Origin of the sequence: Nostoc sp. FACHB-892 (assembly GCF_014698795.1) — a bacterium.
GTDB lineage: Bacteria > Cyanobacteriota > Cyanobacteriia > Cyanobacteriales > Nostocaceae > Nostoc.
This window is the reverse complement of the sequence record NZ_JACJTR010000011.1, coordinates 107986-133398: the sequence shown is the minus strand read 5'-3', so window position 1 is coordinate 133398 and position 25413 is coordinate 107986. Positions and strand designations below refer to the sequence as shown.

Genomic DNA, 25413 nt, shown 5'->3' with positions numbered 1-25413 from the left:
TTTTATTATGTAACTACAAAGTATTAGTAATCGAAGTCGCCGCCACCAGCGCCAGCGCCAGCAGGAGCGCTATCTTTAGGCTCAGGCTTGTCAACTATAATACATTCGGTTGTCAACACCATACCAGCGATGGAAGCAGCGTTTTGCAGAGCAGAACGAGTCACTTTAGCAGGGTCAACAATACCAGCAGCTAACAAATCGACGAATTCGTTTGTCGCAGCGTTGTAGCCAACGTTGAAGTCTTTCTCTTTGACGCGTTCAGCGATCACAGCACCATTCTGACCGGCGTTTTCAGCAATCCGCTTCAGAGGGGCAGGTAAGGCACGAACGACAATCAAAGCACCAATCAACTCTTCATCCTTAAGGTTGCTCTTTGCCCACTCTTCCAATTCAGGAGCAAGGTGAGCCAGAGTTGTACCACCGCCAGGAACAATACCTTCTTCCACAGCAGCTTTAGTGGCGTTGATAGCGTCTTCTAGGCGCAACTTCTTGTCTTTCATTTCGGTTTCGGTCGCTGCACCCACTTTCACTACAGCGACACCACCAGAGAGTTTAGCAAGACGCTCTTGTAATTTCTCTTTGTCGTAAGAAGATTCAGTTTCATCGATTTGACGACGAATCTGTTCTACACGAGCCTTAACAGCAGCTTCGTTACCTTCGGCAACAATTGTGGTGCTGTCCTTGGTGATGGTGATCCGGCGAGCTTTACCCAGGCTATCTAACTTGGTGTTATCTAGCTTCAGACCAGCATCTTCGGTAATTAGTTGACCACCAGTTAAAACAGCGATGTCTTCTAGTAGTGCTTTGCGGCGATCGCCAAAGCCAGGAGCCTTAACAGCAGCTACGTTGAGTACACCGCGCAAACGGTTTACTACCAAGGTTGCTAAAGCTTCTTTTTCGATATCTTCAGCGATAATTACCAAAGGACGACCAGCACGAGCTACTTGTTCTAATACTGGTACAAGGTCTTGAACTAAGGCAATTTTCTTGTCAGTCAACAGTAGGAAAGGCTCATCAAAAACCGCTTCCATCCGTTCAGCGTCGGTAGCGAAATAGGGAGAGATGTAGCCTTTGTCAAAGCGCATCCCTTCAGTGATTTCCAACTCGGTGAACATAGATTTCCCTTCTTCTAGGGAAATTACGCCTTCCTTACCCACCTTGTCCATTGCTTGGGCAATCATTTGACCGACTTCTTCGTCATTACCAGCCGAGATCGCACCAACTTGTGCAATGGCTTTGGAATCTTCCACTGGACGGGCGTGTTCCTTGATTCTGTCTACAAGGAAATTAGTAGCTTTGTCAATCCCGCGCTTGAGTGAAATTGCGTTAGCACCAGCTGCAACGTTCCGCAAGCCTTCTTTGACGATCGCATGAGCTAAAACGGTAGCAGTTGTAGTGCCATCGCCCGCGGCATCATTGGTCTTAGAAGCAGCTTGACGAATCAAAGCTACACCAGTATTTTCAATGTGGTCTTCTAATTCGATTTCTTTGGCGATCGTTACACCGTCATTAACAATTTGCGGTGCGCCAAATTTCTTTTCTAGGACTACGTTACGACCTTTAGGGCCAAGGGTAACAGCTACAGCCTCAGCCAAGATGTCCATGCCTCGTTCTAAGGCGCGACGGGCGTTTTCGTTATAGATAATGCGCTTTGCCATAGGTGTCTAAATTTTGGGAGTTAAGTCAATTTTTTCTTGAATTGGGCATTGGGCATTGGGCATCGGGCATTGGGCATTGTCTTTATTTTTGACATTCCCTATTCCCCATTCCCCACTCCCTACTAAACAACGACTGCTAAAATATCTTTTTCAGAAAGCAGTACATATTCTTCGGTGCCGAGTTTAATATCTGTGCCAGCGTACTTAGAGTACAGCACCTTATCGCCTACTTTAATTTCCAATTCTTGACGGCTACCGTCATCGTTACGCTTGCCAGGGCCAAGAGCCACTACTTCCCCTACTTGGGGCTTTTCCTTGGCGGTATCGGGCAAATACAGACCACCTGCGGTCTTTTCCTCAGAGGCGTTCACTTTTACGAAAACGCGATCGCTCAAAGGTTTAACTGTAGAAACGCTTAAAGATAAAGCTGCCATATTATTTCTTTCCCTTAGAGTTTAGCACTCTCGACTCCTGAGTGCTAATTTACCGAAAAGTAGCATCCAATGGCAAGAATTCTTTGAGTACGGGTTCCCGAACTAGAAGCTCATAGATATACTTAAGTATAAATGCTTAATTATTTTTACCCTTCAGGTTTTGTTCAATAAGTTACGTATATTTCTATATGGTCAAAGGAAGTCGGGAGTCAAGACTAGTGAAGAGTTTTCACAATGTCTAATGCCCCATCCCCCATTCCCTACTCAGTCAACTTTATTTGCAAAGCTTGGAAATTGTTATAAAACTGTAATCAGGGAGTCGCTCGATAAGTAACAATACAGTGATCCAGTCTAGCCATCAAATCCCCAAAACCACTAAATCTCTAGAACATAAATCCCTGAGTAATTGTGTAGAAAGTTTAGGACTTGCAAAAACTCAGCGACACATTTTTATTGGCGCTGTCCAGACAATTGCTAACTGCTGCTCAAAACGAGCTAGTCTGGAATCCTGGGAATACTTAAAAAAGCGGCTTAAAGAGTTAAAATTTGATGAGCCACAACAGAGTTATCCCATTTGCGTCTATAGAACTAAAGCCAACTGCTTGCGCGTTTGTTGTTCTAGACCCATAATGATGGTTTACCCTGATGGTGTCTGGTATCGCCAAGCAAGCCCGGAAGTTATTGAGCGGATCATCCAAGAACACTTAATAGGCAATGAGGTGGTACAAGAATATGCATTTTTAACCCATCCTTTGCCAGAAACTTCCTTAGTTTCTTGTGAACACCTCATAGAGGTTTAACAACCGAAGGATATGTTATTGCAGTAAGCTTTAAGAAAGTGCGGGTTGGTTTTGAGGTAGGGTCATCTTTAAGCCAATACTTACTTGTGAGTCAGAAGGATTATTATTTAATCAGTGTTTTCTCGCCCGCCACTTTCAATGCGATATATAATAGCGCATTATAGATACTACTGCTATACGTATCCTTGCTGGACTTTTGCTATCGAGCGACTAGTCTTTTAAAAATGCTCGGCATTTTTGAGACTTCGAGACAGCAAAGGCAAGTTAAGTAGGGAAAAGGACAACACCTCCAAATAACCCACCATAGAGGATAAATATTCAAGACTTTGATGGACCGAAGCGCGACAAGTGCCACTGCTATGAAAGAGCCCAGCATGAAAGATCACAAACGACTTCTATTGATTGATGATGACCCTAACCTCATCTTGCTGGTGAAGGATTACTTAGAATTCCGGGGATATGAAGTTATCACCGCCGAAAATGGACGTGAAGCTCTGGAAATTTTAGAGCAAGATGTTCCAGACATGATCATCTGCGACGTGATGATGCCGGAAATGGACGGATATACTTTTGTGGAACAAGTCCGGCAAAACGAACGCACCAGCTGGATTCCGGTTCTTTTCCTTTCAGCTAAGGGACAAAGTGCAGACCGAGTTAAAGGTCTGAATAAAGGTGCTGATGTTTATATGGTCAAACCCTTTGAACCAGAAGAACTCGTAGCGCAAGTTGAATCCTCACTGAAACAAACTATCCGTTGGAAAGAACACCAAGCAAAAGGAGGCGAAAACGGTTCCCGTATCCAGGTTCCCTTCGATGTGCAATTAACCCCAACTGAACTGAAAGTAGTCCAGTTTGTTGCTAGAGGTTTAGCTAACCGGGAAATTGCTGAAGAACTAAATGTTAGTCAGCGCACGGTTGAAAGCCATGTGTCCAATATGTTGGGCAAAACCAATCTCCACAACCGCACTGAACTAGCACGGTGGGCGATTGAAAATCAAATGGCTTAAACAAAGTTAAGAGTTAAAAGTTAGGAGTTACGAATTATGAATTTTTTAACTTCTAACTCCTAACTCCTAACTAAAATTTACCAACCATCTTCTTCAGGGCTGGATTGGTGCAAAACTTCTAAATCCAGTTCATCTAGGTAAGTTAGGGCGCTTTCAATCTGAGAAACAGTACCTCGCAGTTCCAGATCGAAGCAGCTATATTGTGGCACGTTTGCGCTTACCTGAGCATCAGCAATAATGACTATGACCCCATAGTGAGAAACCAGTCGTGAAATGACTGGTTCCTCATACAAGTCTTTAGGAATGCGAACTTGGATGCGAGTTTGGGTGCGTCTATTATCTAAAATATCAGTATTAGATTTTACTTGTTTATTTGGAATTGCCATTCTAGCTTCCTACTCGACTTCTGGGATGGAGGTTTTACTTTGCACAATTCTTTTAACACTAGCGTCACTTATCCCACGTAGGCAAGCAAGAAAGTATTTACCTTTGCAAACCATTAAACTAGATGTAGTAAATGTGAAGAATTGCTCATAATTCGGTAGTTATGAGGTTAATTGTTATTATATAAGGGCTTTCGAGCAAATTGAATATAGCGAATCTGTAGGGTTACAACAATTGTTGTAACCCTAATTTATTATGTATAAAAGAAATATTATTGCAGGTGCATATTCTAAATATTTGAGCCTTCGGTGTATTTCCCTTTACCTGTCTAGGTTTAAGCCTTGTTTCTGTCTCAAAAATGTTTAAGTCTCGCTAGGACAAGGTGGCTTTGGTAACACTTTTGAAGTTGACGAGCGTGGCAAAACTAAAGTTTTAAAAATGCTGACTGAGAATAACCCCAAACCCATTGAACTATTTAAGTACGAAGCAAAGGTTTTGAGTCAGCTAAACAATACGGGTATGCTCAATCTGACTAAGGAGTTGTACTAGCAAAATATGCGCTCAAGATTTCTCTTCTTTTGGCAGATTTAATGGACATACACTATTAGATAAATTCTCCCACAGATAACAGCGAGGTTATGAGAGAACACGACCTAGTTTCTTCTTCTAGTGCAGCACTAGAGGGATTAAAGGGCATTAGATATCGTTTGCGCGGTGGTTCTACAAAAGAAAAAGTCGCTGCTCTTTTAGAAGCATTTCAATATGGGCCTAAAGGAATTGATCTAGTAATCCAGGCATTGGGCGATGGCGTCAGAGAAGTGCGGGAATTAGCTTTGCTGTTATTGTCCTACAGCAGCGAAGCTACTGCTGAACAAGCCCTATGGAATTATCTGCCCTTTGCAAAAATGCAATGCCTGCATACCTTGACGGAATTTAATCTAGATTGCTACAAACCTGAACAACATCATCCATATTATTTTGCGATCGCAGATTACAATAACACCCTTATTTGTTATTGGGATCTGTCTTATAAGCAATCTTTCGTTAATATTTGGCATTTGGAAACAGGTCAAAGTAAGAAAGATTTTGATCTGGCGATGGCTCACGAATTTGGTTTAGGCAAAAGCGGCAAGGTGTGTATCATTAGCTTTCAGGACTTTCTCTGGCCATTAGATACAGAAACACAAGAGCCGATTGGTACTTATCCCGATTACCTTATGCGTACTGTTCAAGCCCATCCCCATTGCTTGGCTGTCTGCCCAACTAAACAGCCATTAGTTGCTACTGGCTATACTCAAGGCAGAACAGGAAAGTTAGATATCTGGGATTATCAAACATATACTCGTCGCCTCCATCATCAATTTCAAGATGTGGCTTTAATTCCTTATGATAATTCATGGAATCAATCAAAGCTAAACCTTTGGTTGACTACACCCCTTCTCTTCACCCCTGATGGAAAGTTCTTGGTTGCACGTTTCAAGCAGAGATTGCAGAATAGGCTACAAATGTGGAATACCGAAACAGGAGAACTTACTCAAACATTAGATAATCTGCCTACCCTGACAGTAAATTCACTTGCGAATCGTCTTGATGGGCAAGTTTTGGCTTGCGGAATCCGGGAAAATAAGGCGTGTGTGTGGGAATTGATCAGCGATCGCATTCTCTATACATCTTCGGGTGTTGCTCCTTGCCTTATAAGCTCAGATGGTAGAGTTTTAATCTACTGTACAGACAACTACGAAATAGTTGTTTGGGATTTGGCAATGAACAGAAAATTATGTACATTGCAGGGGCATACAGCGCCAATTGGTTATGTTGCCATGAGTAGCGATCGTAACTTCATTGTTAGTTATAGCATTGATAGAAAAATTAAAATTTGGGGAGTGCCAGAGTCCCTTAAATACCTGTAGCAACCTGTAAATAACGTCCGAATTAGAGAATACATTATTTACAAATAACTGGTAGTTTATAGGATCGCCAGCTACAAAGAAATATGGCTGCTGCCAGTGGCATTTTAGCAGGTCTGGTGTTAAATAAAAATGTAAGTAATTAGCAAGATTTTAAGGAGTGAGATTATGCGCGAATCAGTCATTTATAAACAAATCCTAGAAGAAGGCGAAGCCAAAGGGGAAGCTAAAGGTAAAGCAGAAACAACAAGAAAGTTTGCTTTAAATTTGTTGCGAATTGGAATGAGTTTAGAACAAATTGCTCAAGTTACTGAATTATCTATTGAGCAAGTTCAAGTTTTACAAGAGGAGATTCAAAAATCTTAATTTTCATTAATAGTTTTAGAAAATACGTGGCTATACAAACAAAACTCGCATTCGCGGGTTTCAAAGTTTTTATTAATCCGTGCAGATAGAATTGGTTTGTGTAGACGCGATAATAGGTCTAAAATTTAAACTAAAACTCAGCACTTTGTGGTGTACGTGGGAACGGAATCACATCACGAATATTTCCCATACCTGTCATAAATTGGACAAGTCGTTCAAAACCTAGTCCAAAACCTGCATGTGGAACAGTACCATAACGACGCAAATCAAGATACCACCACAAATCTTCTGGCTTTAACCCCTGCGCTAACACACGGCGTTCTAATATTTCTAGGCGTTCTTCGCGCTGGGAACCGCCGACAATTTCGCCAATTTTTGGTGCGAGAATATCCATTGCACGGACGGTTTTTTCATCGTCGTTTAAGCGCATGTAAAAAGCTTTGATTTGCGCTGGATAATCTGTAACGATCGCAGGCTTTTTAAATAGTTGTTCAGCTAGATACCGTTCATGTTCTGATTGTAAATCTAAACCCCAACTCACTGGATATTCAAATTTAACATCAGCTTTTTCTAAAAGTTTAATGGCTTCTGTATAAGTTAACCGTTCAAACTGATTATTAATAATATTTTCGGCTGTTGCCAACACAGATTTATCAATGCGTTCATTGAAAAATTCCATATCTTCTGGGCAAGTTTCCAACACATATTTAAAAATGTGTTTGAGAAATGCCTCAGCTAAATCCATATCGCCTTCTAAGTCACAAAAAGCCATTTCTGGCTCAACCATCCAAAATTCTGCTAGGTGACGGGAGGTGTTGGAATTTTCTGCACGGAAGGTAGGGCCAAAGGTGTAGACGTTACTAAACGCCATCGCCATAACTTCCGCTTCCAACTGGCCGCTAACTGTTAAATATGTGGGTTTCGCAAAAAAGTCTTGGCTGTAATCTACTGCTTGATTTTCTGTGCGGGGAATATTCTTTAAATCTAAACTGGTAACGCTAAACAGTTCACCCGCGCCTTCGCAATCGCTAGCGGTGATGATCGGTGTGTGTACCCACAAAAAGCCTCTTTGCTGGAAAAATTGGTGAATTGCTGTCGAACAAGCATTTCTGACACGAAAAACTGCACCAAAGGAATTAGTACGCGATCGCAAATGTCCAATGGTTCGCAGAAACTCAAAGGAATGGCGTTTCTTTTGCAGAGGATATGTATCGGGATCAGCTTCACCATAAACTTTCACGGACTCGGCTTTCAATTCAATTCGCTGTCCTTTACCCAGAGAAGCCACCAGTACCCCTGTAGCTTCAACAGCAGCACCCGTATTCAATTTTTTCAATATAGCTTCGTAATCTGGCAAATCCTGATTGATGACGACTTGCAAATTAGCTAGTGATGAGCCGTCATTGACTTCAATAAAAGCAAACCCTTTGGACTCGCGCTTTGTCCGTACCCAGCCTTGCACTTGGAGGGACTCATCAGGTTGACCACTTCGCAATATTTCTGCAATCCGTCGATTTGCCATATTTACCCAGCATAAGACTTTAATATCCAGCCTATGATAACGCCCATTCCACCAAAGCGGACGACTTGCCAGAAAGGTTTTTTGAGGCTACGCCAAGAAAATAACTGGCTTTCTAAGTTTACTTCTAGCATTTCCAACTGCTGTTGAATGTGCCGTAACTCTGCTTTGATTTCTGGTGTCTGAGATTTATTGTGCTTTAGTTGATCCCGGCGCTGTTGCCATTGTGCCTGTTGTTGGCGATCGCGTTGCACTTGATCGTAACGTTCTTTTAAGGATAGGAGCGATCGCTCTACTTCCTCTAGTTCTTGTGCAAAATCTGGTTCGGGATTTTCTGCTGACGGCTGTGATTGTTTAGGCGGCTTCATTTACAAGTAGTACAGTAGAAGTAAATGCAAATGTGCCAATAGTTATGTCCCAATCTACCCAGCTGCCGAAAACCAGTCAACTGAATGAACTTAGTACTCTAGAACTTGCTCAAGCCCTCATGGAAAGACTGAGCATTTCCCCTAACGATTGGCATCGCCTCAAGTCTAACCGCAATTCCCGCGCTAATGAACAAGTGGCAGCAGCGATTGTGTATCTTTTAAAGAATCAGCCACAAGAAGCTCAAGCTAGATTAGAACAGGCAATTGGTTGGTTAGATCGCTCCATTTCTGCTCCTCCCTGTCCGACTCACGGAAAAAGTTAAAAGTTAGGAGTGAGGAGTTAAAAGTTTTAAATTATTAACTCCTAACTCCTAATTACGTTCCCGTCGCAGAGATAGTCCTCGGCGATTTTCCATTTGTTTACAAAGCCTCAATTCTGTGCCTTTGCGGTTCCACTCTACCTGATCAAAAATTTGATGGAGAAGACATAAACCACGGCCACTTTCTGATTCATCTGGTGGTAAATAGTCTGTTGGCTCTTCTTCACTAGTAGATGAAGGAGTAAAGCCACTACCCTGATCTGATATTACCCACCAATATTGATTATCTATTAAGGAAAAACGAACTACAACTGTTTTACTTGGATCAAGATTATTGCCATGTTTAGCTGCGTTTACTAAGGCTTCTTGAAGTCCTAGCCGCAGTTCTGCTTGTAATTTAGCTGGGATTTCTGCCAACAGTAAATCTAAGATTGGACAAAGGTAGAGGGTTGAGGCAAAACTAATAGTGCCCCAATAACGTGCAACTGGACGGAGTGAAATTGTAATCACAAGAGAAACCCCATAGCTTTCAGTTAGCTAGACATCAGTTTGCTATTACAGGCACCCTGATAAAATTGAGGTGGTCATGCTGCCTTCAAACTTGCGTCTTTAAAACTAAATTTTGAAAATGCTAGGGAGCATTTGCTCTATAGTATGAGTTGGGATTGATTAGATATATAACGGCTGGGATGCTTTTGATAATCAATTTAGCGACTTAAAAAGATGCTAGTAATTTGACAGAGTATTGGCATACTCTAGTTAATTGCCGATTTGTAATTTACACAATCCAATTCATATTTCTAAGAACCTATGCAACTTGAATTTATTTAAACAAAATGAATTTTTATTTTTGCCTTAATTCAATTTTAGCATCTTTAGTATCCACTAGACTAAAAATTTCAAATTTCAGTTTTTGTAAAGGAATTACTATCCTTGTCCAAATGTGATAGCACAAGAAAGGCAGCAGCTTCAACATGAGCAGTTTGAGGGAAAAAATCAGCAGGTTGTACCCGTGTGATAGTATATTGCCCATCTTGACAAAGCAATTTCAGGTCACGGGCGAGGGTGGCTACTTTACAGCTGACGTAAACTATCCGAGATGGTTTCAATTGCCGTAAAGTTTCGATTACAGCCCGATCGCACCCCTTACGTGGCGGATCGAGTATTACTACTTCTGGTATTGTGCCCATTTTCGGAAGCAATTTCTCTACTGCGCCGACTTGGAATGTCACATTATCAATTCCGTTGCGGTGAGCATTCAAAATAGCTTGTTCCACTGCTGCTGGTTGCACTTCTAATCCTGTGGCAATACGTACTTTTTTGGCGAGAGGTAAAGTTAAAGTCCCAATACCACAGTAGGCATCAACTAGCAACTCATGCCCTTGAAGATTGAGTTCTGATTCAATTACCTGCAATAGTGCTTCTGCTGTTTCTGTATACACTTGGAAAAAGGTATCTGGGCGCACTTGAAATTCCAGTCCAGCAAAATTCTCACGCAGGTGGGGGACTCCAGCGATGCAACGGGTTTCTGATCCAAAGATAGCATTTGTGCGATCGCTATTGCGGTTGAGCGACACTCCTACTAACTGCGGATAACGCTTTAACCATTCTTGCGCTTGGGTTTCAATTCCTGATAAATTCCAGTCCTTTACCACCAAAGTCAGCAACATTTCTCCAGTGTGTCGGCCAATGCGTAAACCAAGATGGCGAATTTGTCCAAGATGGCGCTGTTCGTCATAGATTGGCCAACCTTGTTGTTGGATATCCTGCTTAACTTCGGCAAGCAAGGGATTTAATCGTGAATCTTGGACTGGACATTGATTTAAATTAATTAATTGGTGACTACCTTTTTGGTAGTAACCAGCTTGTACCTGTCCCGTTGCCGAGAGCGAGAGAGGATATGTAGATTTATTACGATAGCCTAAAGCAGAAGAGGCGGCGAGTACCGGATCTACTGGTGGTTGGACAAAACCGCCAATCCGTTCCAAAGCTTGGATAACTTGATTTTGCTTGGCTACTAGCTGGTAATCATAATTAATATGCTGCCACTGGCAACCACCGCACTTATCCGCCACAATGCAACTAGGTCGGATACGGTGGGGGGATGGTTCCAATAGCTCCTGGAGCTTCCCGTGTCCGTATTTTGGTTTAACATGAACCAAGCGGACAAGGGCGCGATCGCCCGGAACAGTATCTGGGACAAACACTACACGCTCATCAGCGCGTCCCACACCATCACCTGTATCACTCAGGTTAGCGATCGTTACTTCAATTAATTCACCCTGTTGCCAAATTATTTTAGTCATTAGTCATTAGTCATTTGTTATTGGGCATGGAGCATTTGACATTAGTTATTAATTCTTCTTCCCCTGCTTCCTCTGCTCCCCACTCCCTAAAAAGATAAATTCAATACATAAGTAGCTCCTATCCCTTCACTTGTGTACCTCCAACTCGCTAAACTAACAGATAATATTTCAGGTGATTTCAATAATCATGACTGTAATTAGCCAAGTTATTCTCAAAGCCGACGACGAACTGCGTTATCCCAGCAGTGGCGAACTTAAAAACATCAAAGACTTTTTGGAAACCGGCGTACAACGGACGCGGATTGCGGCTACCTTAGCCGAAAACGAAAAAAAGATAGTTCAAGAAGCAACCAAACAACTTTGGCAGAAGCGTCCTGACTTTATCTCCCCTGGAGGTAATGCTTATGGAGAACGCCAACGCTCTCTATGCATCCGCGATTTTGGCTGGTACTTGCGTCTAATTACCTATGGTGTGCTTGCCGGCGATAAAGAGCCAATTGAAAAAATTGGTTTGATTGGTGTGCGGGAAATGTACAACTCATTGGGCGTTCCCGTGCCTGGAATGGTAGAAGCGATCAATTCCCTCAAAATAGCCTCCCTTAGCTTACTGAGTGCAGAAGACGCAGCCGAAGCTGGACCTTACTTTGATTACATCATTCAAGCGATGTCTTAATACAAAGTATGTGCTGGTTTTAGGAGTATACTTCCGGTCTACTAGAGTGAGTGCAATATATAGCGCTCCATAGGCATAAGATACCCAATTTGATCATACCCTCCCCACACTTGGTAGTGGCTGTGGCAAAATCTCTGTCAAGTTACTAACCAGTTGTGGGGAAATTTATTTAAGTATAACTATGGGGCATTTCTCAAAGGATGAAAGACATACGGACACAAAAAACCGACAGTCCTTGATAAAGGCTGTCGGCTATTAAGTGTGTTCCCTATTAATGACTCGGCTAGAGTTCAGTTGTCATTAATTATGCCTAGTTAGCGATCGCAAAGTAACGATCCTAATCATAAATATGTGTGATTCTCGTCACATGATTGTTACAAGTAAGCTGCATATAGCAGAATATTTTCTTTCCAGCAGTAAATATACGTAATTCTTAGTTAAGAATATATACGCTGGTAAATGCTTTTTCAGCTTCAGAGGAAACAACACCATTAGACATTTAAAGGTTAAAACACGAGATAGAGGAATTACAGCAGATTCAAAGTTAGTGAGGTACACAAGCTAAGTCTGTTATCCACGCATAAAGCGTGTTTTACTTCTGAATTCTGCTTTAACAAACCTATGCCCCGTTTGCTAAAGTACTGTAGCAGAAAGAGCTATCTGCAAAGATAAATTTCTCAAAGCCAATGGTAGATAAACTAATGGAGCTTTCATTGTTGTTGAAAGTGAGGTTGGCACTTTTAAGGGTATTGCCAGAAATCACACCAGATACCAGGAGTTGAGAGCGATTGAAAGCTCTCAGATCGAGGGTATCAAAACCGTCCCCGCCATCAACAGTTGCTTCCCCAAAGCCTTTGAAGTAGTCATCCCCAGTGCCCAAATCAATGCTGATGCCGCCACCAATAGAGACTTTTTGTTGAACTCCATCTAGGATACTGGTAGCGATAAGAGAGTCATTGCCATCGCCAGTCTTGATGATTCCTTCTCCATAAATGCCGTATGCAGTACCACCAATTGTGGCTGTAGCCTGTCCGGTAAGATTGTCAGAACCCTTGTCGGTTTCAATCACTCCATCGTTGACGATGCCATAGGCGGTGGCGTTTGTTCCAGAACTGTTCCCATAACCCGTAATCGTGTCATTGCGCCACCCTGTAGTGATAGTGCCGTCTTTAGTGTTCTGGATGCCGGTTCCAGCACCGACGTCGCCGATGCCATCAGAAGTAAGGTTGCCGATGCCACCAGTACCAGTTCCGATAATCGTGTCTTCTCCGTCTCCGGTATCCAGTTTGCCACTGTTGGTGATGCCGATCCCAGTTCCGCCGTCGTTACGGGCGATCCCGCCATTACCACCAGTACCGATACCAGTGATTGTGTCTTCTCCATCTCCTGCATTTAGAGTGCCACTGTTAGCGATGCCTGTCCCAGCTGTTCCAGCTCCACCGTTGCCATCATTGTCGCCGTTGCTGCCAGTTCCTGTACCCGCGATCGTATCTTTTCCGTCCCCTGCATTTAGAGTGCCACTGTTAGCAATGCCTGTGCCAGTAACGCTGATGACGTCGAAGTAGATAAAGTTGGGGATGCCAGTAGTACCGATACCGGTGATTGTGTCTTCTCCGTTTCCTGCATTTAGAGTGCCACTGTTAGTGATGCCGATCCCACTACCTGTGCCGTTGCTGACGCCGCCGTTGATGTCGTTGCCTCCAGTACCAATGCCGGTGATCGTGTCTTCTCCGTCTCCTGCATTCAGACTGCCATTGTTGCTGATGCTGATGCCTGTGCCAGTACCACCCCTACCGCTGCCAACGCTGCTGCCGCCGTTGCCGCCCTTCCCTGTACCAGTGATCGTATCTTTTGCATTCCCTGTATTCAAACTACCACTGTTGGCGATGCCAGTCCCAGTTCCGCCGTCACCACCTCCCGCATTGCCAGTGGTGCCGCCGTTGCCGCCCTTCCCTGTACCTGTGATCGTGTCTTCTTTGTCTGCCGTATCCAGTTTGCCACTGTTGCTGATGCCGATGCCATCTCCACCGGGACCGCCACCGTTGCGGCCATTGCTGCCGTTGCCACCCGTACCAGTACTGGCGATCGTGTCTTCTCCGTCCCCTGTATTAAAATTGCCACTGTTGCTGATGCCTATCCCAGTTCCGCCGTAGCCCCTATTACCAAAAATATAGTCGCCATTGCCGCCCTTCCCTGTACCGACGATCCTATCTTTTCTATCCCCTGTATTAAAATTGCCATTGTTAGTGATGCCTGTCCCAGCTCCACCGACCCCGATTATGGCGCCCCCGTCGTCAGGATTTCCACCTCCGCTACTACCGCCATTGCCGCCAGTACCGATGCCAGTGATCGTGTCTTCTCCGTCCCCTGTATTTAAAGTGCCAGTATTAGTGATGCCAGTTCCAGCTCCACCGTCACCAGGGATTAGCATATTTTCGTTAGTCCTGCCACCGTTGCCGCCCTGACCAGTGCCTGTAATCGTGTCTTGTCCGTTCCCTGTATTCAGACTGCCACTATTGGTGATGCCGATCGCACTACCACCATTGCCGCCGTTGCCACCGATGCCGCCGTTGCCGCCAGTACCTGTACCTGCGATCGCGTCGTTTCGGTTCTCTGTATTCAGACTGCCACTATTGGCGATGCCGATCGCACTACCACCATCGCCTCCAGAAGTGAGTTCGATGCCCTTGCCGCCGTTGCCGCCCTGGCCAGTACCTGCGATCGTGTCTTCTCCATCGCCTGCATTCAGTTTGCCACTATTGGCAATGCCTGTCCCAGTACCGCCGTTGCTGCTACCTTCGAGGTCGTTTGTGCCTGTAGCGATGCCAGTAATCGTGTCTTTTTCTGAGCGCATACAAATAAAACCTCCAGTTAAAATATCAATGCCAATTGCCACAGATACATTTAACTGTTCCCCGATTAAAGTGTCGGAACCAGTGGTGCCAATGAAATTTGGTGGAACGGTTAGTCTAGGCATAATCAAAATCCTCTAAATTAAGTTTAAATACTTGTATTTATGTGGGTGCGTAGGCGTAGTTCGCTACAGGCATCCCATTCTATGAATTGTTTCTGCGTTCAGAATAATGTCTTGTCTGACAGGCTGATAGCCATTTCTATAGCCTGAAAATTACCTATGCATCTTACAAAAAAATAAAATTTTATTACTTCTTACTCAGTACAATTACCACTCTTTTAAGATGTAATACAATTTATTTTTAGACGTATTACGAATATTTTATTAAGTAAATCTATTTATTTAGTTAATCTTTAACATTTAGCCATGAACCATCCTAGAAATCCACCTATGGGGCAAGTAAATCGATAGAATAATGCTCTGTACAATTGGTGCATTATTTCCATGACCGCCACATCTCCTGCTTCCTTTTCCCCTCAAGAAATAGCTGCTGAAGGTCTTAAACCAGAAGAATACGCAGAAATTGTCCGTCGGTTAGGGCGTCATCCCAACAAAGCTGAACTAGGAATGTTCGGGGTGATGTGGTCAGAGCATTGCTGTTATAAAAATTCTCGACCTCTACTCAAACAATTTCCCACTGAGGGGCCCCGCATCCTCGTGGGGCCTGGTGAAAATGCTGGTGTTGTAGATTTGGGTGACGGACTCCAACTAGCTTTTAAGATTGAATCCCACAACCACCCCTCAGCTGTTGAACCCTTTCAGGGAGCCGCAACGGGAGTAGGAGGCATTCTCAGAGATATCTTTACAATGGGTGCGCGTCCTATTGCCCTTTTAAACTCACTGCGCTTTGGTTCCCTAGAAGATGCCAAAACTCAAAGGCTGTTCCAAGGCGTAGTTGCAGGAATTTCACATTATGGTAATTGTGTGGGAGTACCGACCGTTGGCGGCGAAGTTTACTTTGACTCTGCTTATTCTGGTAATCCCCTGGTGAACGTTATGGCACTAGGGTTGATGGAAACACCAGAAATCGTCAAATCTGGAGCATCTGGCTTAGGTAACCCCGTGCTTTATGTTGGTTCCACTACTGGGCGCGACGGCATGGGAGGCGCAAGTTTTGCTAGTGCAGAATTGAGTGATCAGTCAATAGACGATCGCCCTGCTGTACAAGTGGGCGATCCATTTTTGGAAAAGTCGTTAATTGAAGCTTGTCTGGAGGCGTTTAAGACAGGTGCAGTTGTTGCCGCCCAAGATATGGGAGCAGCCGGTATCACCTGTTCTACTTCAGAGATGGCGGCAAAAGGCGGTGTGGGAATTGAACTGGATTTAGATAAGATTCCCGTCAGAGAAAGGGGGATGGTTCCCTATGAATATCTACTTTCGGAATCTCAAGAACGAATGCTGTTCGTTGCCTATAAAGGGCGTGAGCAAGAATTAATCGACATTTTTCACCGTTGGGGACTTCAGGCTGTTGTCGCTGGTACTGTCATCGCTGAACCTATCGTGCGGATTCTCTTTCAGGGTGAAGTTGCAGCAGAAATTCCCGCCGAGGCTTTGGCAGAAAATACCCCACTATATAACCGGGAATTGTTGACAGAACCGCCAGAATACGCCCGTCAAGCTTGGGAATGGACACCTGATTCCTTACCTCCTTGCACAACTGCTGGAATAGAACTCCAAGAAGGCGTGCAAAGTTGGAATGATATTCTGTTAACTTTGCTCGATACACCCACGATCGCATCTAAAAACTGGGTATATCGTCAATATGACCATCAAGTACAAAATAATACAGTAATACTACCAGGTGGTGCAGATGCGGCTGTTATCCGTTTGCGCCCCCTTGAAGAAATCCCCAATCTCAAATCCCGAATCCCAAATATAAAATCAGGAGTGGCGGCAACAGTAGATTGCAATCCTCGTTATGTTTATCTTGACCCTTACCAGGGAGCTAAGGCAGTGGTAGCAGAAGCTGCACGTAATCTTAGCTGCGTGGGTGCAGAACCTCTGGCGGTGACGGATAACCTAAATTTTGGCTCTCCAGAAAAACCGATTGGTTACTGGCAATTGGCAGAAGCTTGTCGTGGTTTGGCAGAAGGTTGTCGAGAACTGGCAACACCCGTCACAGGGGGTAATGTCTCTTTGTACAATGAAACCCTCGATTCTCAAGGCATTCCACAACCCATTTATCCTACTCCTGTTGTGGGTATGATAGGCTTGATTCCCGATATCACCAAAATTTGTGGTCAAGGTTGGCAAGCAGTCGACGATGTGATTTATCTTCTCGGATTGCCTCTAGCATCCAAAATCAGTTTGGGAGCATCCGAGTATTTAGCTACTATCCACGGTACTGTTGCCGGAAAACCGCCACGAGTAGATTTTGACTTAGAACGTCGCGTCCAGAAAGTTTGTCGTGAAGGAATTCGTAATGGTTGGGTACGTTCAGCCCATGATTCTGCTGAGGGCGGATTAGCGATCGCATTAGCAGAATGTTGTATTGCTGGCAACCTTGGTGCCGAAATCAATTTAGAAATAGCACCAACACAGTTCAACCGCTTGGATGAGGTGTTGTTTGCCGAAGGTGGTGCCAGGATTTTTGTTTCTGTAGCATCAGAACAACAAGAAATTTGGGAATCCTATTTACAGGAACATTTGGGTCAAGACTGGCAAAAACTGGGTAAGGTTGGTAATTTCGAGACGGGTTTGGGGGTTTTCACCACTGATAACCAAGCCTTAATCAAAGTTAGGATCGAAGATATGAACGATCGCTATTTCCATGCGATCGCTAGGCGTCTCGCCATCCATACCACTAATCCCAGTTAAACAAGTCAGGGGTTAGGAATAAACAGCATAATCTCTAACTCTTCACTTCTAAACTTCTAACTCTTTTAGTAGCGTCTCTGATCATAATTACGGTACTGTTTTAATAGATGGTTAAAGATTTATTAAGAAAGCTGCAACTATCTATAGACAGACATAATCCCAGTGACTTGACCCCCCCCACCAGGAGCAAAGCTAGCATGATTTCTATTCATTCTGTCACTTCGGATGAATACCCCGACCAGACCAACAACCCAATCAATAGTCATGAAAATCAGCCTGACAAGCCAGAAGAAGCTTGTGGTGTTTTTGGCATCTATGCACCAGGAGAAAACGTTGCTAAACTGACCTACTTTGGATTGTATGCCCTCCAGCATCGGGGTCAAGAATCAGCTGGTATTGCCACCTTTGAGGGTACACAAGTACACCTGCATAAAGATATGGGCTTAGTGTCTCAAGTCTTTAATGAATCCGTTTTAGATCAGTTGCCTGGTAGCCTTGCTGTTGGCCACACTCGTTATTCCACCACAGGTTCTAGCCGCAAAGTTAATGCCCAACCCGCAGTCCTGGAAACTCGTTTAGGTTCATTAGCACTTGCACACAATGGTAATTTAGTCAACACAGTACAACTGCGTCAAGAGTTGCTTGAGAAAAAATGCAACTTAGTCACGACAACAGACTCAGAAATGATCGCTTTTGCGATCGCAGAAGCAATCAACGCTGGCGCAGATTGGCTAGAAGGTTCAATTCAGGCATTCCATCGTTGCCAAGGAGCCTTTAGTTTAGTTATTGGCACTCCTAACGGCGTTATGGGTGTTCGGGACACCAACGGCATTCGCCCCTTAGTAATTGGCACTTTGGCTGGTAATCCAGTCCGTTACGTTTTGGCTTCCGAGACTTGTGGTTTAGATATTATTGGAGCCGAATACCTGCGAGACGTAGAACCAGGCGAATTAGTTTGGATTACTGAAGAAGGTTTAGCTTCCTATCATTGGAGTCAACAGCCCCAAAGGAAACTGTGTATCTTTGAAATGATTTACTTTGCCCGTCCTGATAGCGTCATGCACAACGAGAGTTTGTACAGCTATCGAATGCGCTTAGGACATCAACTAGCTAAAGAATCTTTTGTAGATGCCGATATTGTCTTTGGTGTCCCTGATTCTGGTATCCCAGCTGCGATCGGATTTTCCCAAGCTTCTGGTGTAGCTTACGCCGAAGGACTGATTAAAAATCGCTATGTTGGACGAACCTTTATTCAGCCAACCCAAACCATGCGCGAGTCAGGTATTCGGATGAAACTCAACCCCCTTAAAGATGTGCTGGCGGGTAAACGAGTAATTATTGTTGATGACTCGATTGTACGGGGTACAACCAGCCGTAAATTGGTTAAGACTTTGCGTGAAGCGGGTGCAGTGGAAGTACACATGCGAATTTCTTCTCCACCAGTAACTCATCCTTGCTTCTATGGTATCGATACCGATTCTCAGGATCAGCTAATTGCTGCTACCAAGTCAGTAGCGGAAATTGCCAAGCAACTGGAAGTAGACAGCCTCGCCTATCTCAGTTGGGAAGGAATGCTAGAAGCGACACGAGAAGATACCAATAGTTTCTGCTCTGCCTGCTTTACTGGAGATTATCCCGTAGCGATTCCTGAGCAAGTGAAACGTTCTAAATTGAGTTTAGAAAAGGTAGTGGTGTAGAGGCTACTAGCATTAGGGAGATGAGGGAGTAGGAAGAGCAAAGGGTGAGTAATAACTCTTAACTCCTAACTCCTAACTCCCAACTCCCAACTCCCAACTAATGCCCCATGCCCAATCCGTCTAAAATAGGTAAATCCCCTAACAAAGATGGTTTATGAACCAGCCGATATCTGAGAGAGTGCGCTGGACTACCGCCGATTTAGAGTTGTTTCCAGATAACGGGAACCGCTATGAAATTATTGACGGAGAATTGTTTGTGACCAGAGCGCCTCACTGGAATCATCAAAAAAGTTGTGTCAGAATTAGCACTTCTTTGGATAATTGGTCACAAACTACTGGTTTGGGAGAAGTTGTGACTGCTCCAGGAATAATTTTTGGCGATAATGATAACGTGATTCCTGATGTTGTCTGGGCTAGCAATGAGAGATTGCCCCTGCTTTTGGACGAGGCGGGGCATTTGACTGGTGCGCCAGAACTGGTAGTAGAAGTTCTATCTGCTGGTATTGAAAATGAAAAGCGAGATAGGGAACTTAAACTAAAGCTTTACTCAGCAACAGGTGTCAGAGAATATTGGATTGTAGATTGGCGTAAGCAACAGGTGGAAGTTTATCGACGTGAACAAGCAAGTTTAAAGTTAATTGCTACGTTGTTCAATGGTGATGAGTTGAACTCACCCATATTGCCTGATTTTAATTGTGCGATCGCATCCTTATTTACCTAATACAAGTTTGCAGAATTGCTGTAATTTCTTACTACTCGCAATTTTTAATAAATAGTGACGCATACAGGTGAAAGGCAATGTCTCAGCAGTATTCAATTGAGCAAGTTCCTAAGAATCTAGATAAAATTTTTCAGAGAATTGAACAAGGCAAATCGGTACAAATTACGCAACAGGGGCAGCAAGTTGCTGTAATTCTACCTGCGGCTGAATATCAGCGTTTGTTGCATGAAAAGCCAGGTTTTTGGGAATCTGTGGAGCGATTTCGTCAAGAACTCATGGAAGAAGGAACCGAGATTGATCCTGATGAGGTTTGGAAAGATGTACGCGACAAGTTTCCTGGACGAGAGATCATCTTGTGAGCCGCTTTTTACTGGATACTAACGTCATCTCTGAGCCATTAAGACCATAACCAAATCCAGCAGTTATCCAAAGGTTGCAACAGTATCAAGGAAAATTTGCTATTGCTTCCGTTACTTGGCATGAATTGCTATTTGGTTGCTATCGTCTGTCCGCTTCTAAAAGGCGAGAGAGAATTGAGCAGTATCTCTTGCATATAGTCCAACCAAATATTTCTATCCTGCCCTATGATAATGTGGGAGCTGAATGGTTTGCTTTAGAAAGAGCGCGACTAGTAACTATAGGCAAAACTCCCGCATATCCAGATGGACAGATTGCAGCGATCGCAAAAGTAAATGGTCTAATTTTGGTAACAAATAATGTTTCAGACTATGCCGATTTTCAAGAACTTCAACTAGAGAATTGGTTTTCTTAGTTGAGTAGGTTACTTTTTTCAAGATGGCAAAACTACTTTTAATTGCAGAGCAATCGCATCCTTATTTACTTAATACAAGTCCACATAATTGGCTTAACTGTGTTGTAAAAACTCGACCTTGGGCAATAACGGGTCAGTCACAATACCCACACCGCTAAAACCCCAACGTTTTAGCAAGTTTCCTAGCTGTGTACGCCCAATAGATTCCACAGAAAAGCGATTGGCTACTTCTGCTGCGTGAGTGTTGAGATAGCTAAGGGCATCAAAGTTTTCCTGAAACAGCAACAAATAACCTGATGTTTCGGTGTCAGGACGAGCTATGAGATAATTACCGTCAGTTTTTGAGCGCACCAAGTAATAGACTTCGGACAGCATGGGGATAGCGATGGAGAGAGTGGGGGAGCAGGAGGAAAAGAATTAATAACTAATGGCCAATGACCAATGACAAATGACTAATTAAGATTTTCTAGGCGAATGCGTGGATCGGCGGCTTTTAACATTAAATCGGCGATTAAATTACCAACAATCAGCAACACTGCACCCATTACCAAGCTTGCCATTAACAAATATAAATCTTGAGCTTGTAAAGCCTGTAGAGTCAACCTCCCTAAACCGGGCCAGTTGAAGAAAAATTCGGCAATGAAAGCACCGTTTAATAAACCAGCTAATTCAAAACCCAACAAGGTAATTAAGGGATTTACGGCGTTGCGGAGAGCATGAACGTAGATGACGCGGTTTTCTGGCAGTCCTTTGGCGCGAGCCGTTTGGATATAATCTTGACGCAAAACATCCAATAATTCGCCACGAGTAATGCGTTGTAAACCAGCAAAACTAGTAATTGAGAGAGCGATCGTAGGTAAAATCATGTGCCAGCCGATATCTAAGATTCTGCCAAACCATGTCAGTTCTGAGTGATTAATGCTAGTCATACTACCCACTGGGAATAAGGGCGAGGTGATTTGGGCTAAAACCAGCAGCCCTAAGGCAGTTATGAAACTGGGAAAGCCTTGTCCGGCATAGCTAATTACCTGTAAAACCCGATCTGCTAGCTTATTTTGGTTAACAGCAGCAAAGATCCCAAGAGGGATGGCGATCGCCCATGTGACAATTAAAGATGCGATCGCTAATAGTAAAGTCGCTGGCACTCTTTCCCACAACAGCGATGCCACTGAACGTTGATAAATAAAACTCGTGCCAAAATCCCCCTTTGTCAAGATTCGCCATAGCCATAGCCCAAATTGCTCTGGCCATGACTTATCCAGACCAAACTGCCGCTTGACTTCTTCAATCCTTTCTGGCGATATCTTTGGGTTTTGCCGCAGCGTATCTACATAATCACCGGGAGCGAGTTGAATAATAAAAAACGACAACGCTGATGCCAACAACAAAGTCAATAATGCTTGCAATATCCGCTTTACTACATAAACAAAAGTTTCGCTAGTGACTAGCGTTATTAGCCAATCCCGACCTGTCTCCAAGGAAATTTTCGTAGATGTCATTTGTCCTTTGTCCTTTGTTATTTGTTATTTGTCCTTTGCTAATGACCAATACTTCTCTACGAGAGGCTGCGCCCGAAGCGTAGCTATGCGGCAGGCTTTATGACTACGCTTAGTACAAGTAACTAATGACCAATGACAAATAACTAATATTCAATTAGAGAGATAATCGGCACTTCCGGCAGATATTTACGCCCTTGTAAATCCCGTAGCTCGATAATAAACCCAAACCCTACTAGTTCGCAGCCAATCTTCTGCACTAATTTTGCTGTTGCACTCGCAGTTCCGCCCGTGGCAATCAAATCGTCCACAATTAAAACTTGGCTACCTTGCTGTAAAGCGTCCTGATGCACTTCCAAGCAGTCCATACCATACTCTAGTTGATATTCAATTGAGTGAACTGCTGCTGGTAACTTACCTCTTTTGCGGACAGGAATAAAACCAGCTCCTAATTTATAAGCCAGAGGTGAGCCAAAAATGAATCCCCTCGACTCCATACCAATAACATAATCCGGCTTTATTCCAGCTTCACTGCATTTTTGTGTTAAAAAGTCAATAGTGTAGCGCAATCCTTCAGGATCACGCAATAGCGTAGTAATATCCCGAAATAAAATTCCGGGTTTGGGGAAATCTGGTATGTCACGAACGAGAGACTTCAAATCCATAAAATGGGGAGTAGGGAGTGAGGGAGTAGAGAGTAGGGAAAGTTAGGGGTGAAGAGTGAGGAGTTATTGATTTAAATTAAATTCATAGCTCTCCCAGTCCCCACTCCCCAATGCCAATATTCCGATACCTGAAAAATCGTACACTATAATGTCATACGCTGGGGTCGAGGCTGAAGCTTCACCCTTTATTGACGATAATTAGAATTTAAATCAAGCTAGAAGAGGTATTGCAGTAATAAATGAGGTAAATGAGGTGAATTAACTGATGTTTTAAAATTTTGATTTCAATATAGGGAAAACTTTGAGTAGAAAGAGTTAAGTAATGTATATATCAGGTAGTCATGCTACTGCTACACGTCTAATACTCTTGTCTGGCTACCGATCTTAAATTTGTTTATCTAGTCTGTTGGAACCGCACAAGGTATTTATAGAATGAATGTCTCAGCAAGTTTAACGCCGTTCAACAGTCCAACTCAAGACTCACTGCCGATGGTTCTGGACACTTTACCAGATCCTGCGATCGCTTCCAAAACATGCCCTCGGAGAACCAGGTTGCAAATTGACCTGATTTTACTGGCAATTGAAGCTTTAGAGCTTGGTGGTTCGGAAGCGATCCTGGCTTTTGCTCAAGAGTTGGATCTAAAAGGAATTGTTAAAGACAGGGTGAATTTATGGCGGATGCGTAGCTCTAATCCGCTACGGAGAGCGCACATGCGCCGTCCCTTAAGTATCATGGAAGCAAAAGCTCTGGTGGTCATTGCTTGCTACATAGCGCGGCGTTTAACTGTTGTCATTCGCCAGTTATTAATGATATGTCAACAAATGGAAGAAAAGCAGATTCCATTAGAACAGAATTTGCGCCTATCTAATTACCTAGAGCGCTTTAGAGCACATTTTAAGAGCCGGATGAATGCTCGACGTTCTGGTGTACTGGCATTAACTTCTGATCAAAAATTAGATGAGCTAGCTATAAATTTGTTAGGACAATTACTATTTTGTACTGGTACAGCTGGAATGCAGCGGTTCTGGATTAGTCTTTTTGACGGTGAAGTGGAATGAATATTCAACGTAAGTACAGTTTGCCTAATTGTACACTGCTTTTAGAAGGCTTAAGTGATGTTACTAGGGCTGCACAGTTCCAGGAAATGCGCCCGGAATTATCAATATTGGTAAATGCAGAATGCTATTTATCTGGTTACAACCAACCCATAACGGGAGGGCGGGAATTTTTTGAAAGTTTGGTAAGGGCTGTTAGTGGCTATGCCCAAGAATTTTTAAGTAGTGTACCCAATCCGCAAGCACACAACCAAGAATCGGAGCTAGTAGAATTTCAGAAAGTTGATAGCAACCGACACAGGCTAATTATACATTCAGAAGGTGCTTCAGAGGGGTTCGATCACTCTAACAATTCCAAACGTCCGCCTATTGAAATAGATTTGAATACGGTGCAGTTGTTTGATTTAGTAGAAGCAGTGGATCAGTTTTTTGCTGATACCCAAACTTTACCTGAACTTTCTCTAGAACTACAACCAGTTACCAGACGCTATGGCGGTGCTAGTCAAGCTTTAATTAGGCAGGCTGTACCTGCTGCTGTGGGTGTGTCAAGTTTAGCAGTAGCAGCGATCGCTTTTAACTTGATTCCACCTCCCCAAATTCGTCCACCGCAGCCTACGCCAGATGAGCAAACTAGCTCTACAATAAACAATATCACTCCTTCAGCATCAGCTACTACAACTCCCATCGCGGCTGCAACGCCCACAGCAACGCCCACAGCTAATGCAAAGCCAGTAGTTAAAGATTTAGAAGCACTTTTAAATACAGTTCCAGAAATTACTGATCCATCCCAGTTACGTGCATTGAATCGTCAAGTCTACAACCAAGTTCATCCAGCTTGGACTAATCGCTCTGGATTGCAACAAGATTTGATTTATCGTTTAGGTGTAGCTGCGGATGGAGCGATCGTTGGTTATAAAGCAGTGAATAAAGAGGCGAATTTAGGAGTCGGTCAAACTCCTCTGCCTAACGTACTTTACAATCCAGCTAGCCGCCCTCCCATTTCCAATGAACCGATCGCTCAATTTCGAGTAGTATTTACTACACAAGGTGTGCTGCAAGTTAGCCCTTGGCGGGGATATGCTAGAACGCCAGAGGTAGTGGGTGCAAAAATTGCTGACTCTAATATAGTCAAAAATTTAAACCAAAAGCTTTATAGTACAGTTCGCCAAACTTGGAGTGGTACTCCAACCTTTACGCGAGATTTGAAATATCGGGTAGCAGTCAACAAAGATGGTGTAATTGCTGACTATGAACCACTGAACCAAGTTGCCTTTGACTATTTCCGGGAAACACCGCTTCCCACGATGTTCAACGCCATCTACGGCTCAAATGTAGCAGCTCCCAACAATAAAGAACCTCTCGCCCACTTCCAAGTGATATTTAAGCCTAGCGGTACGCTCGAAGTTATTCCTTGGCGGGGATATCAATAATAATTGGGGACTGGGGACTAGGGATTGGGGATTGGTGGAAATTAGGAAGAGATAAGGTAGCAAACGTGAATTCTGCCCACCCTGTAACCTTTTGCCTTTCCCT

General features: G+C 43.6%; 24 protein-coding genes. 13 read left to right on the top strand and 11 right to left on the bottom strand.

Features of this window, described 5'->3' with window-relative positions:
- Positions 1 to 23 precede the first annotated feature (23 nt).
- Both groL and groES read right to left on the bottom strand, forming a co-directional pair.
- Positions 24 to 1658, bottom strand: coding sequence for a chaperonin GroEL (gene groL, locus H6G96_RS16810; protein WP_190912516.1), 1635 nt, complete (start codon positions 1656 to 1658; stop codon positions 24 to 26).
- 122 nt (positions 1659 to 1780) lie between these two features.
- Positions 1781 to 2092 (bottom strand): co-chaperone GroES, encoded by a 312-nt coding sequence (gene groES, locus H6G96_RS16805; protein WP_190729978.1) that lies wholly within the window; start codon positions 2090 to 2092, stop codon positions 1781 to 1783.
- Between the two features lie 341 nt (positions 2093 to 2433).
- Here groES and H6G96_RS16800 point away from each other — a divergent pair, with 341 nt between their 5' ends.
- Positions 2434 to 2892: a ferredoxin gene (locus H6G96_RS16800; protein WP_190912515.1), complete on the top strand. Its 459-nt coding sequence runs from the start codon at positions 2434 to 2436 to the stop codon at positions 2890 to 2892.
- Positions 2893 to 3221: 329 nt separating this feature from the next.
- The gene (locus H6G96_RS16795) at positions 3222 to 3899 is read left to right on the top strand and encodes a response regulator transcription factor (RefSeq protein WP_012407592.1); all 678 of its coding nucleotides are present in this window, start codon (positions 3222 to 3224) and stop codon (positions 3897 to 3899) included.
- A 77-nt stretch (positions 3900 to 3976) separates the two neighbouring features.
- On the opposite strand, the gene H6G96_RS16790 is transcribed toward H6G96_RS16795, so the two are convergent.
- Positions 3977 to 4285, bottom strand: a complete 309-nt coding sequence (locus H6G96_RS16790) for an NIL domain-containing protein (RefSeq protein WP_190912514.1) — start codon at positions 4283 to 4285, stop codon at positions 3977 to 3979.
- A gap of 636 nt (positions 4286 to 4921) precedes the next feature.
- Between H6G96_RS16790 and H6G96_RS16785 the strand changes: the two genes are divergently transcribed.
- Both H6G96_RS16785 and H6G96_RS16780 read left to right on the top strand, forming a co-directional pair.
- Positions 4922 to 6193 (top strand): hypothetical protein, encoded by a 1272-nt coding sequence (locus H6G96_RS16785; protein ID WP_190912513.1) that lies wholly within the window; start codon positions 4922 to 4924, stop codon positions 6191 to 6193.
- 165 nt (positions 6194 to 6358) lie between these two features.
- Positions 6359 to 6556: a hypothetical protein gene (locus H6G96_RS16780; RefSeq protein WP_190912512.1), complete on the top strand. Its 198-nt coding sequence runs from the start codon at positions 6359 to 6361 to the stop codon at positions 6554 to 6556.
- Between the two features lie 130 nt (positions 6557 to 6686).
- Here the strand turns inward: H6G96_RS16780 and asnS are convergent, their stop codons facing one another.
- Both asnS and H6G96_RS16770 read right to left on the bottom strand, forming a co-directional pair.
- Positions 6687 to 8078, bottom strand: coding sequence for an asparagine--tRNA ligase (gene asnS / locus H6G96_RS16775; protein WP_190912511.1), 1392 nt, complete (start codon positions 8076 to 8078; stop codon positions 6687 to 6689).
- 2 nt (positions 8079 to 8080) lie between these two features.
- Positions 8081 to 8443, bottom strand: coding sequence for a hypothetical protein (locus H6G96_RS16770; RefSeq protein ID WP_190912510.1), 363 nt, complete (start codon positions 8441 to 8443; stop codon positions 8081 to 8083).
- A gap of 44 nt (positions 8444 to 8487) precedes the next feature.
- Here H6G96_RS16770 and H6G96_RS16765 point away from each other — a divergent pair, with 44 nt between their 5' ends.
- On the top strand, positions 8488 to 8766 hold the full coding sequence (locus H6G96_RS16765) for a DUF6439 family protein (protein ID WP_094328229.1): 279 nt from the start codon (positions 8488 to 8490) through the stop codon (positions 8764 to 8766).
- A 48-nt stretch (positions 8767 to 8814) separates the two neighbouring features.
- On the opposite strand, the gene H6G96_RS16760 is transcribed toward H6G96_RS16765, so the two are convergent.
- Both H6G96_RS16760 and rlmD read right to left on the bottom strand, forming a co-directional pair.
- Positions 8815 to 9273 carry an ATP-binding protein gene (locus H6G96_RS16760; protein ID WP_190912509.1) on the bottom strand — a complete coding sequence of 153 codons (459 nt, stop codon included), beginning with the start codon at positions 9271 to 9273 and terminating at the stop codon, positions 8815 to 8817.
- A gap of 389 nt (positions 9274 to 9662) precedes the next feature.
- Entirely contained in the window at positions 9663 to 11069 is a 1407-nt protein-coding gene (rlmD, locus tag H6G96_RS16755) for a 23S rRNA (uracil(1939)-C(5))-methyltransferase RlmD (protein WP_190912508.1), read from the bottom strand.
- A gap of 187 nt (positions 11070 to 11256) precedes the next feature.
- Here rlmD and apcD point away from each other — a divergent pair, with 187 nt between their 5' ends.
- Entirely contained in the window at positions 11257 to 11742 is a 486-nt protein-coding gene (gene apcD, locus H6G96_RS16750) for an allophycocyanin subunit alpha-B (protein ID WP_190912507.1), read from the top strand.
- A 619-nt stretch (positions 11743 to 12361) separates the two neighbouring features.
- Here apcD and H6G96_RS16745 read toward each other — a convergent pair.
- On the bottom strand, positions 12362 to 14719 hold the full coding sequence (locus H6G96_RS16745) for a hypothetical protein (RefSeq protein ID WP_190912506.1): 2358 nt from the start codon (positions 14717 to 14719) through the stop codon (positions 12362 to 12364).
- 381 nt (positions 14720 to 15100) lie between these two features.
- On the opposite strand from H6G96_RS16745, the gene purL reads away from it, so the two are divergent.
- The 5 genes from purL (at position 15101) to H6G96_RS16720 (ending at position 20663) form a co-directional block, all read left to right on the top strand.
- The gene (gene purL / locus H6G96_RS16740) at positions 15101 to 17473 is read left to right on the top strand and encodes a phosphoribosylformylglycinamidine synthase subunit PurL (RefSeq protein WP_190912505.1); all 2373 of its coding nucleotides are present in this window, start codon (positions 15101 to 15103) and stop codon (positions 17471 to 17473) included.
- Between the two features lie 197 nt (positions 17474 to 17670).
- Positions 17671 to 19170 (top strand): amidophosphoribosyltransferase, encoded by a 1500-nt coding sequence (purF, locus tag H6G96_RS16735; RefSeq protein ID WP_190912504.1) that lies wholly within the window; start codon positions 17671 to 17673, stop codon positions 19168 to 19170.
- A gap of 154 nt (positions 19171 to 19324) precedes the next feature.
- Complete coding sequence (locus tag H6G96_RS16730) at positions 19325 to 19891, top strand: Uma2 family endonuclease (protein ID WP_190912503.1); 567 nt, start codon at positions 19325 to 19327, stop codon at positions 19889 to 19891.
- 77 nt (positions 19892 to 19968) lie between these two features.
- Positions 19969 to 20250: a type II toxin-antitoxin system Phd/YefM family antitoxin gene (locus H6G96_RS16725; protein ID WP_190912502.1), complete on the top strand. Its 282-nt coding sequence runs from the start codon at positions 19969 to 19971 to the stop codon at positions 20248 to 20250.
- Positions 20251 to 20324: 74 nt separating this feature from the next.
- Positions 20325 to 20663, top strand: a complete 339-nt coding sequence (locus H6G96_RS16720) for a type II toxin-antitoxin system VapC family toxin (protein WP_199339572.1) — start codon at positions 20325 to 20327, stop codon at positions 20661 to 20663.
- 93 nt (positions 20664 to 20756) lie between these two features.
- Here the strand turns inward: H6G96_RS16720 and H6G96_RS16715 are convergent, their stop codons facing one another.
- The 3 genes from H6G96_RS16715 to H6G96_RS16705 all read right to left on the bottom strand — a co-directional run bounded on the left by H6G96_RS16715 (position 20757) and on the right by H6G96_RS16705 (position 22824).
- Positions 20757 to 21038: a hypothetical protein gene (locus H6G96_RS16715; protein WP_190912501.1), complete on the bottom strand. Its 282-nt coding sequence runs from the start codon at positions 21036 to 21038 to the stop codon at positions 20757 to 20759.
- Between the two features lie 77 nt (positions 21039 to 21115).
- The gene (locus tag H6G96_RS16710) at positions 21116 to 22162 is read right to left on the bottom strand and encodes an ABC transporter permease (protein ID WP_190912500.1); all 1047 of its coding nucleotides are present in this window, start codon (positions 22160 to 22162) and stop codon (positions 21116 to 21118) included.
- Between the two features lie 143 nt (positions 22163 to 22305).
- Positions 22306 to 22824, bottom strand: coding sequence for an adenine phosphoribosyltransferase (locus H6G96_RS16705; RefSeq protein ID WP_190729995.1), 519 nt, complete (start codon positions 22822 to 22824; stop codon positions 22306 to 22308).
- Positions 22825 to 23256: 432 nt separating this feature from the next.
- Here H6G96_RS16705 and H6G96_RS16700 point away from each other — a divergent pair, with 432 nt between their 5' ends.
- Together H6G96_RS16700 and H6G96_RS16695 are read left to right on the top strand one after the other, a co-directional pair.
- Positions 23257 to 23883, top strand: coding sequence for a DUF3038 domain-containing protein (locus tag H6G96_RS16700; protein WP_190912499.1), 627 nt, complete (start codon positions 23257 to 23259; stop codon positions 23881 to 23883).
- Positions 23880 to 25310, top strand: a complete 1431-nt coding sequence (locus H6G96_RS16695; RefSeq protein ID WP_190912498.1) for a DUF4335 domain-containing protein — start codon at positions 23880 to 23882, stop codon at positions 25308 to 25310. Before H6G96_RS16700 ends, H6G96_RS16695 begins: the two co-directional genes overlap by 4 nt.
- The last annotated feature ends 103 nt before the right edge of the window (positions 25311 to 25413 follow it).

Bases quoted from the DNA above. Each gene is read 5' to 3' on its own strand.
- apcD (WP_190912507.1), top strand. From the start codon at position 11,257: ATGACTGTAATTAGCCAAGTTATTCTCAAAGCCGACGACGAACTGCGT.
- H6G96_RS16710 (WP_190912500.1), bottom strand. From the start codon at position 22,162: ATGACATCTACGAAAATTTCCTTGGAGACAGGTCGGGATTGGCTAATA.
- groL (WP_190912516.1), bottom strand. From the start codon at position 1,658: ATGGCAAAGCGCATTATCTATAACGAAAACGCCCGTCGCGCCTTAGAA.
- H6G96_RS16745 (WP_190912506.1), bottom strand. From the start codon at position 14,719: ATGCCTAGACTAACCGTTCCACCAAATTTCATTGGCACCACTGGTTCC.
- purF (WP_190912504.1), top strand. From the start codon at position 17,671: ATGATTTCTATTCATTCTGTCACTTCGGATGAATACCCCGACCAGACC.
- H6G96_RS16785 (WP_190912513.1), top strand. From the start codon at position 4,922: ATGAGAGAACACGACCTAGTTTCTTCTTCTAGTGCAGCACTAGAGGGA.
- H6G96_RS16770 (WP_190912510.1), bottom strand. From the start codon at position 8,443: ATGAAGCCGCCTAAACAATCACAGCCGTCAGCAGAAAATCCCGAACCA.
- H6G96_RS16790 (WP_190912514.1), bottom strand. From the start codon at position 4,285: ATGGCAATTCCAAATAAACAAGTAAAATCTAATACTGATATTTTAGAT.
- H6G96_RS16795 (WP_012407592.1), top strand. From the start codon at position 3,222: ATGGACCGAAGCGCGACAAGTGCCACTGCTATGAAAGAGCCCAGCATG.
- H6G96_RS16765 (WP_094328229.1), top strand. From the start codon at position 8,488: ATGTCCCAATCTACCCAGCTGCCGAAAACCAGTCAACTGAATGAACTT.
- asnS (WP_190912511.1), bottom strand. From the start codon at position 8,078: ATGGCAAATCGACGGATTGCAGAAATATTGCGAAGTGGTCAACCTGAT.
- H6G96_RS16730 (WP_190912503.1), top strand. From the start codon at position 19,325: ATGAACCAGCCGATATCTGAGAGAGTGCGCTGGACTACCGCCGATTTA.
- rlmD (WP_190912508.1), bottom strand. From the start codon at position 11,069: ATGACTAAAATAATTTGGCAACAGGGTGAATTAATTGAAGTAACGATC.
- groES (WP_190729978.1), bottom strand. From the start codon at position 2,092: ATGGCAGCTTTATCTTTAAGCGTTTCTACAGTTAAACCTTTGAGCGAT.
- H6G96_RS16705 (WP_190729995.1), bottom strand. From the start codon at position 22,824: ATGGATTTGAAGTCTCTCGTTCGTGACATACCAGATTTCCCCAAACCC.
- purL (WP_190912505.1), top strand. From the start codon at position 15,101: ATGACCGCCACATCTCCTGCTTCCTTTTCCCCTCAAGAAATAGCTGCT.
- H6G96_RS16715 (WP_190912501.1), bottom strand. From the start codon at position 21,038: ATGCTGTCCGAAGTCTATTACTTGGTGCGCTCAAAAACTGACGGTAAT.
- H6G96_RS16780 (WP_190912512.1), top strand. From the start codon at position 6,359: ATGCGCGAATCAGTCATTTATAAACAAATCCTAGAAGAAGGCGAAGCC.
- H6G96_RS16700 (WP_190912499.1), top strand. From the start codon at position 23,257: ATGAATGTCTCAGCAAGTTTAACGCCGTTCAACAGTCCAACTCAAGAC.
- H6G96_RS16695 (WP_190912498.1), top strand. From the start codon at position 23,880: ATGAATATTCAACGTAAGTACAGTTTGCCTAATTGTACACTGCTTTTA.
- H6G96_RS16725 (WP_190912502.1), top strand. From the start codon at position 19,969: ATGTCTCAGCAGTATTCAATTGAGCAAGTTCCTAAGAATCTAGATAAA.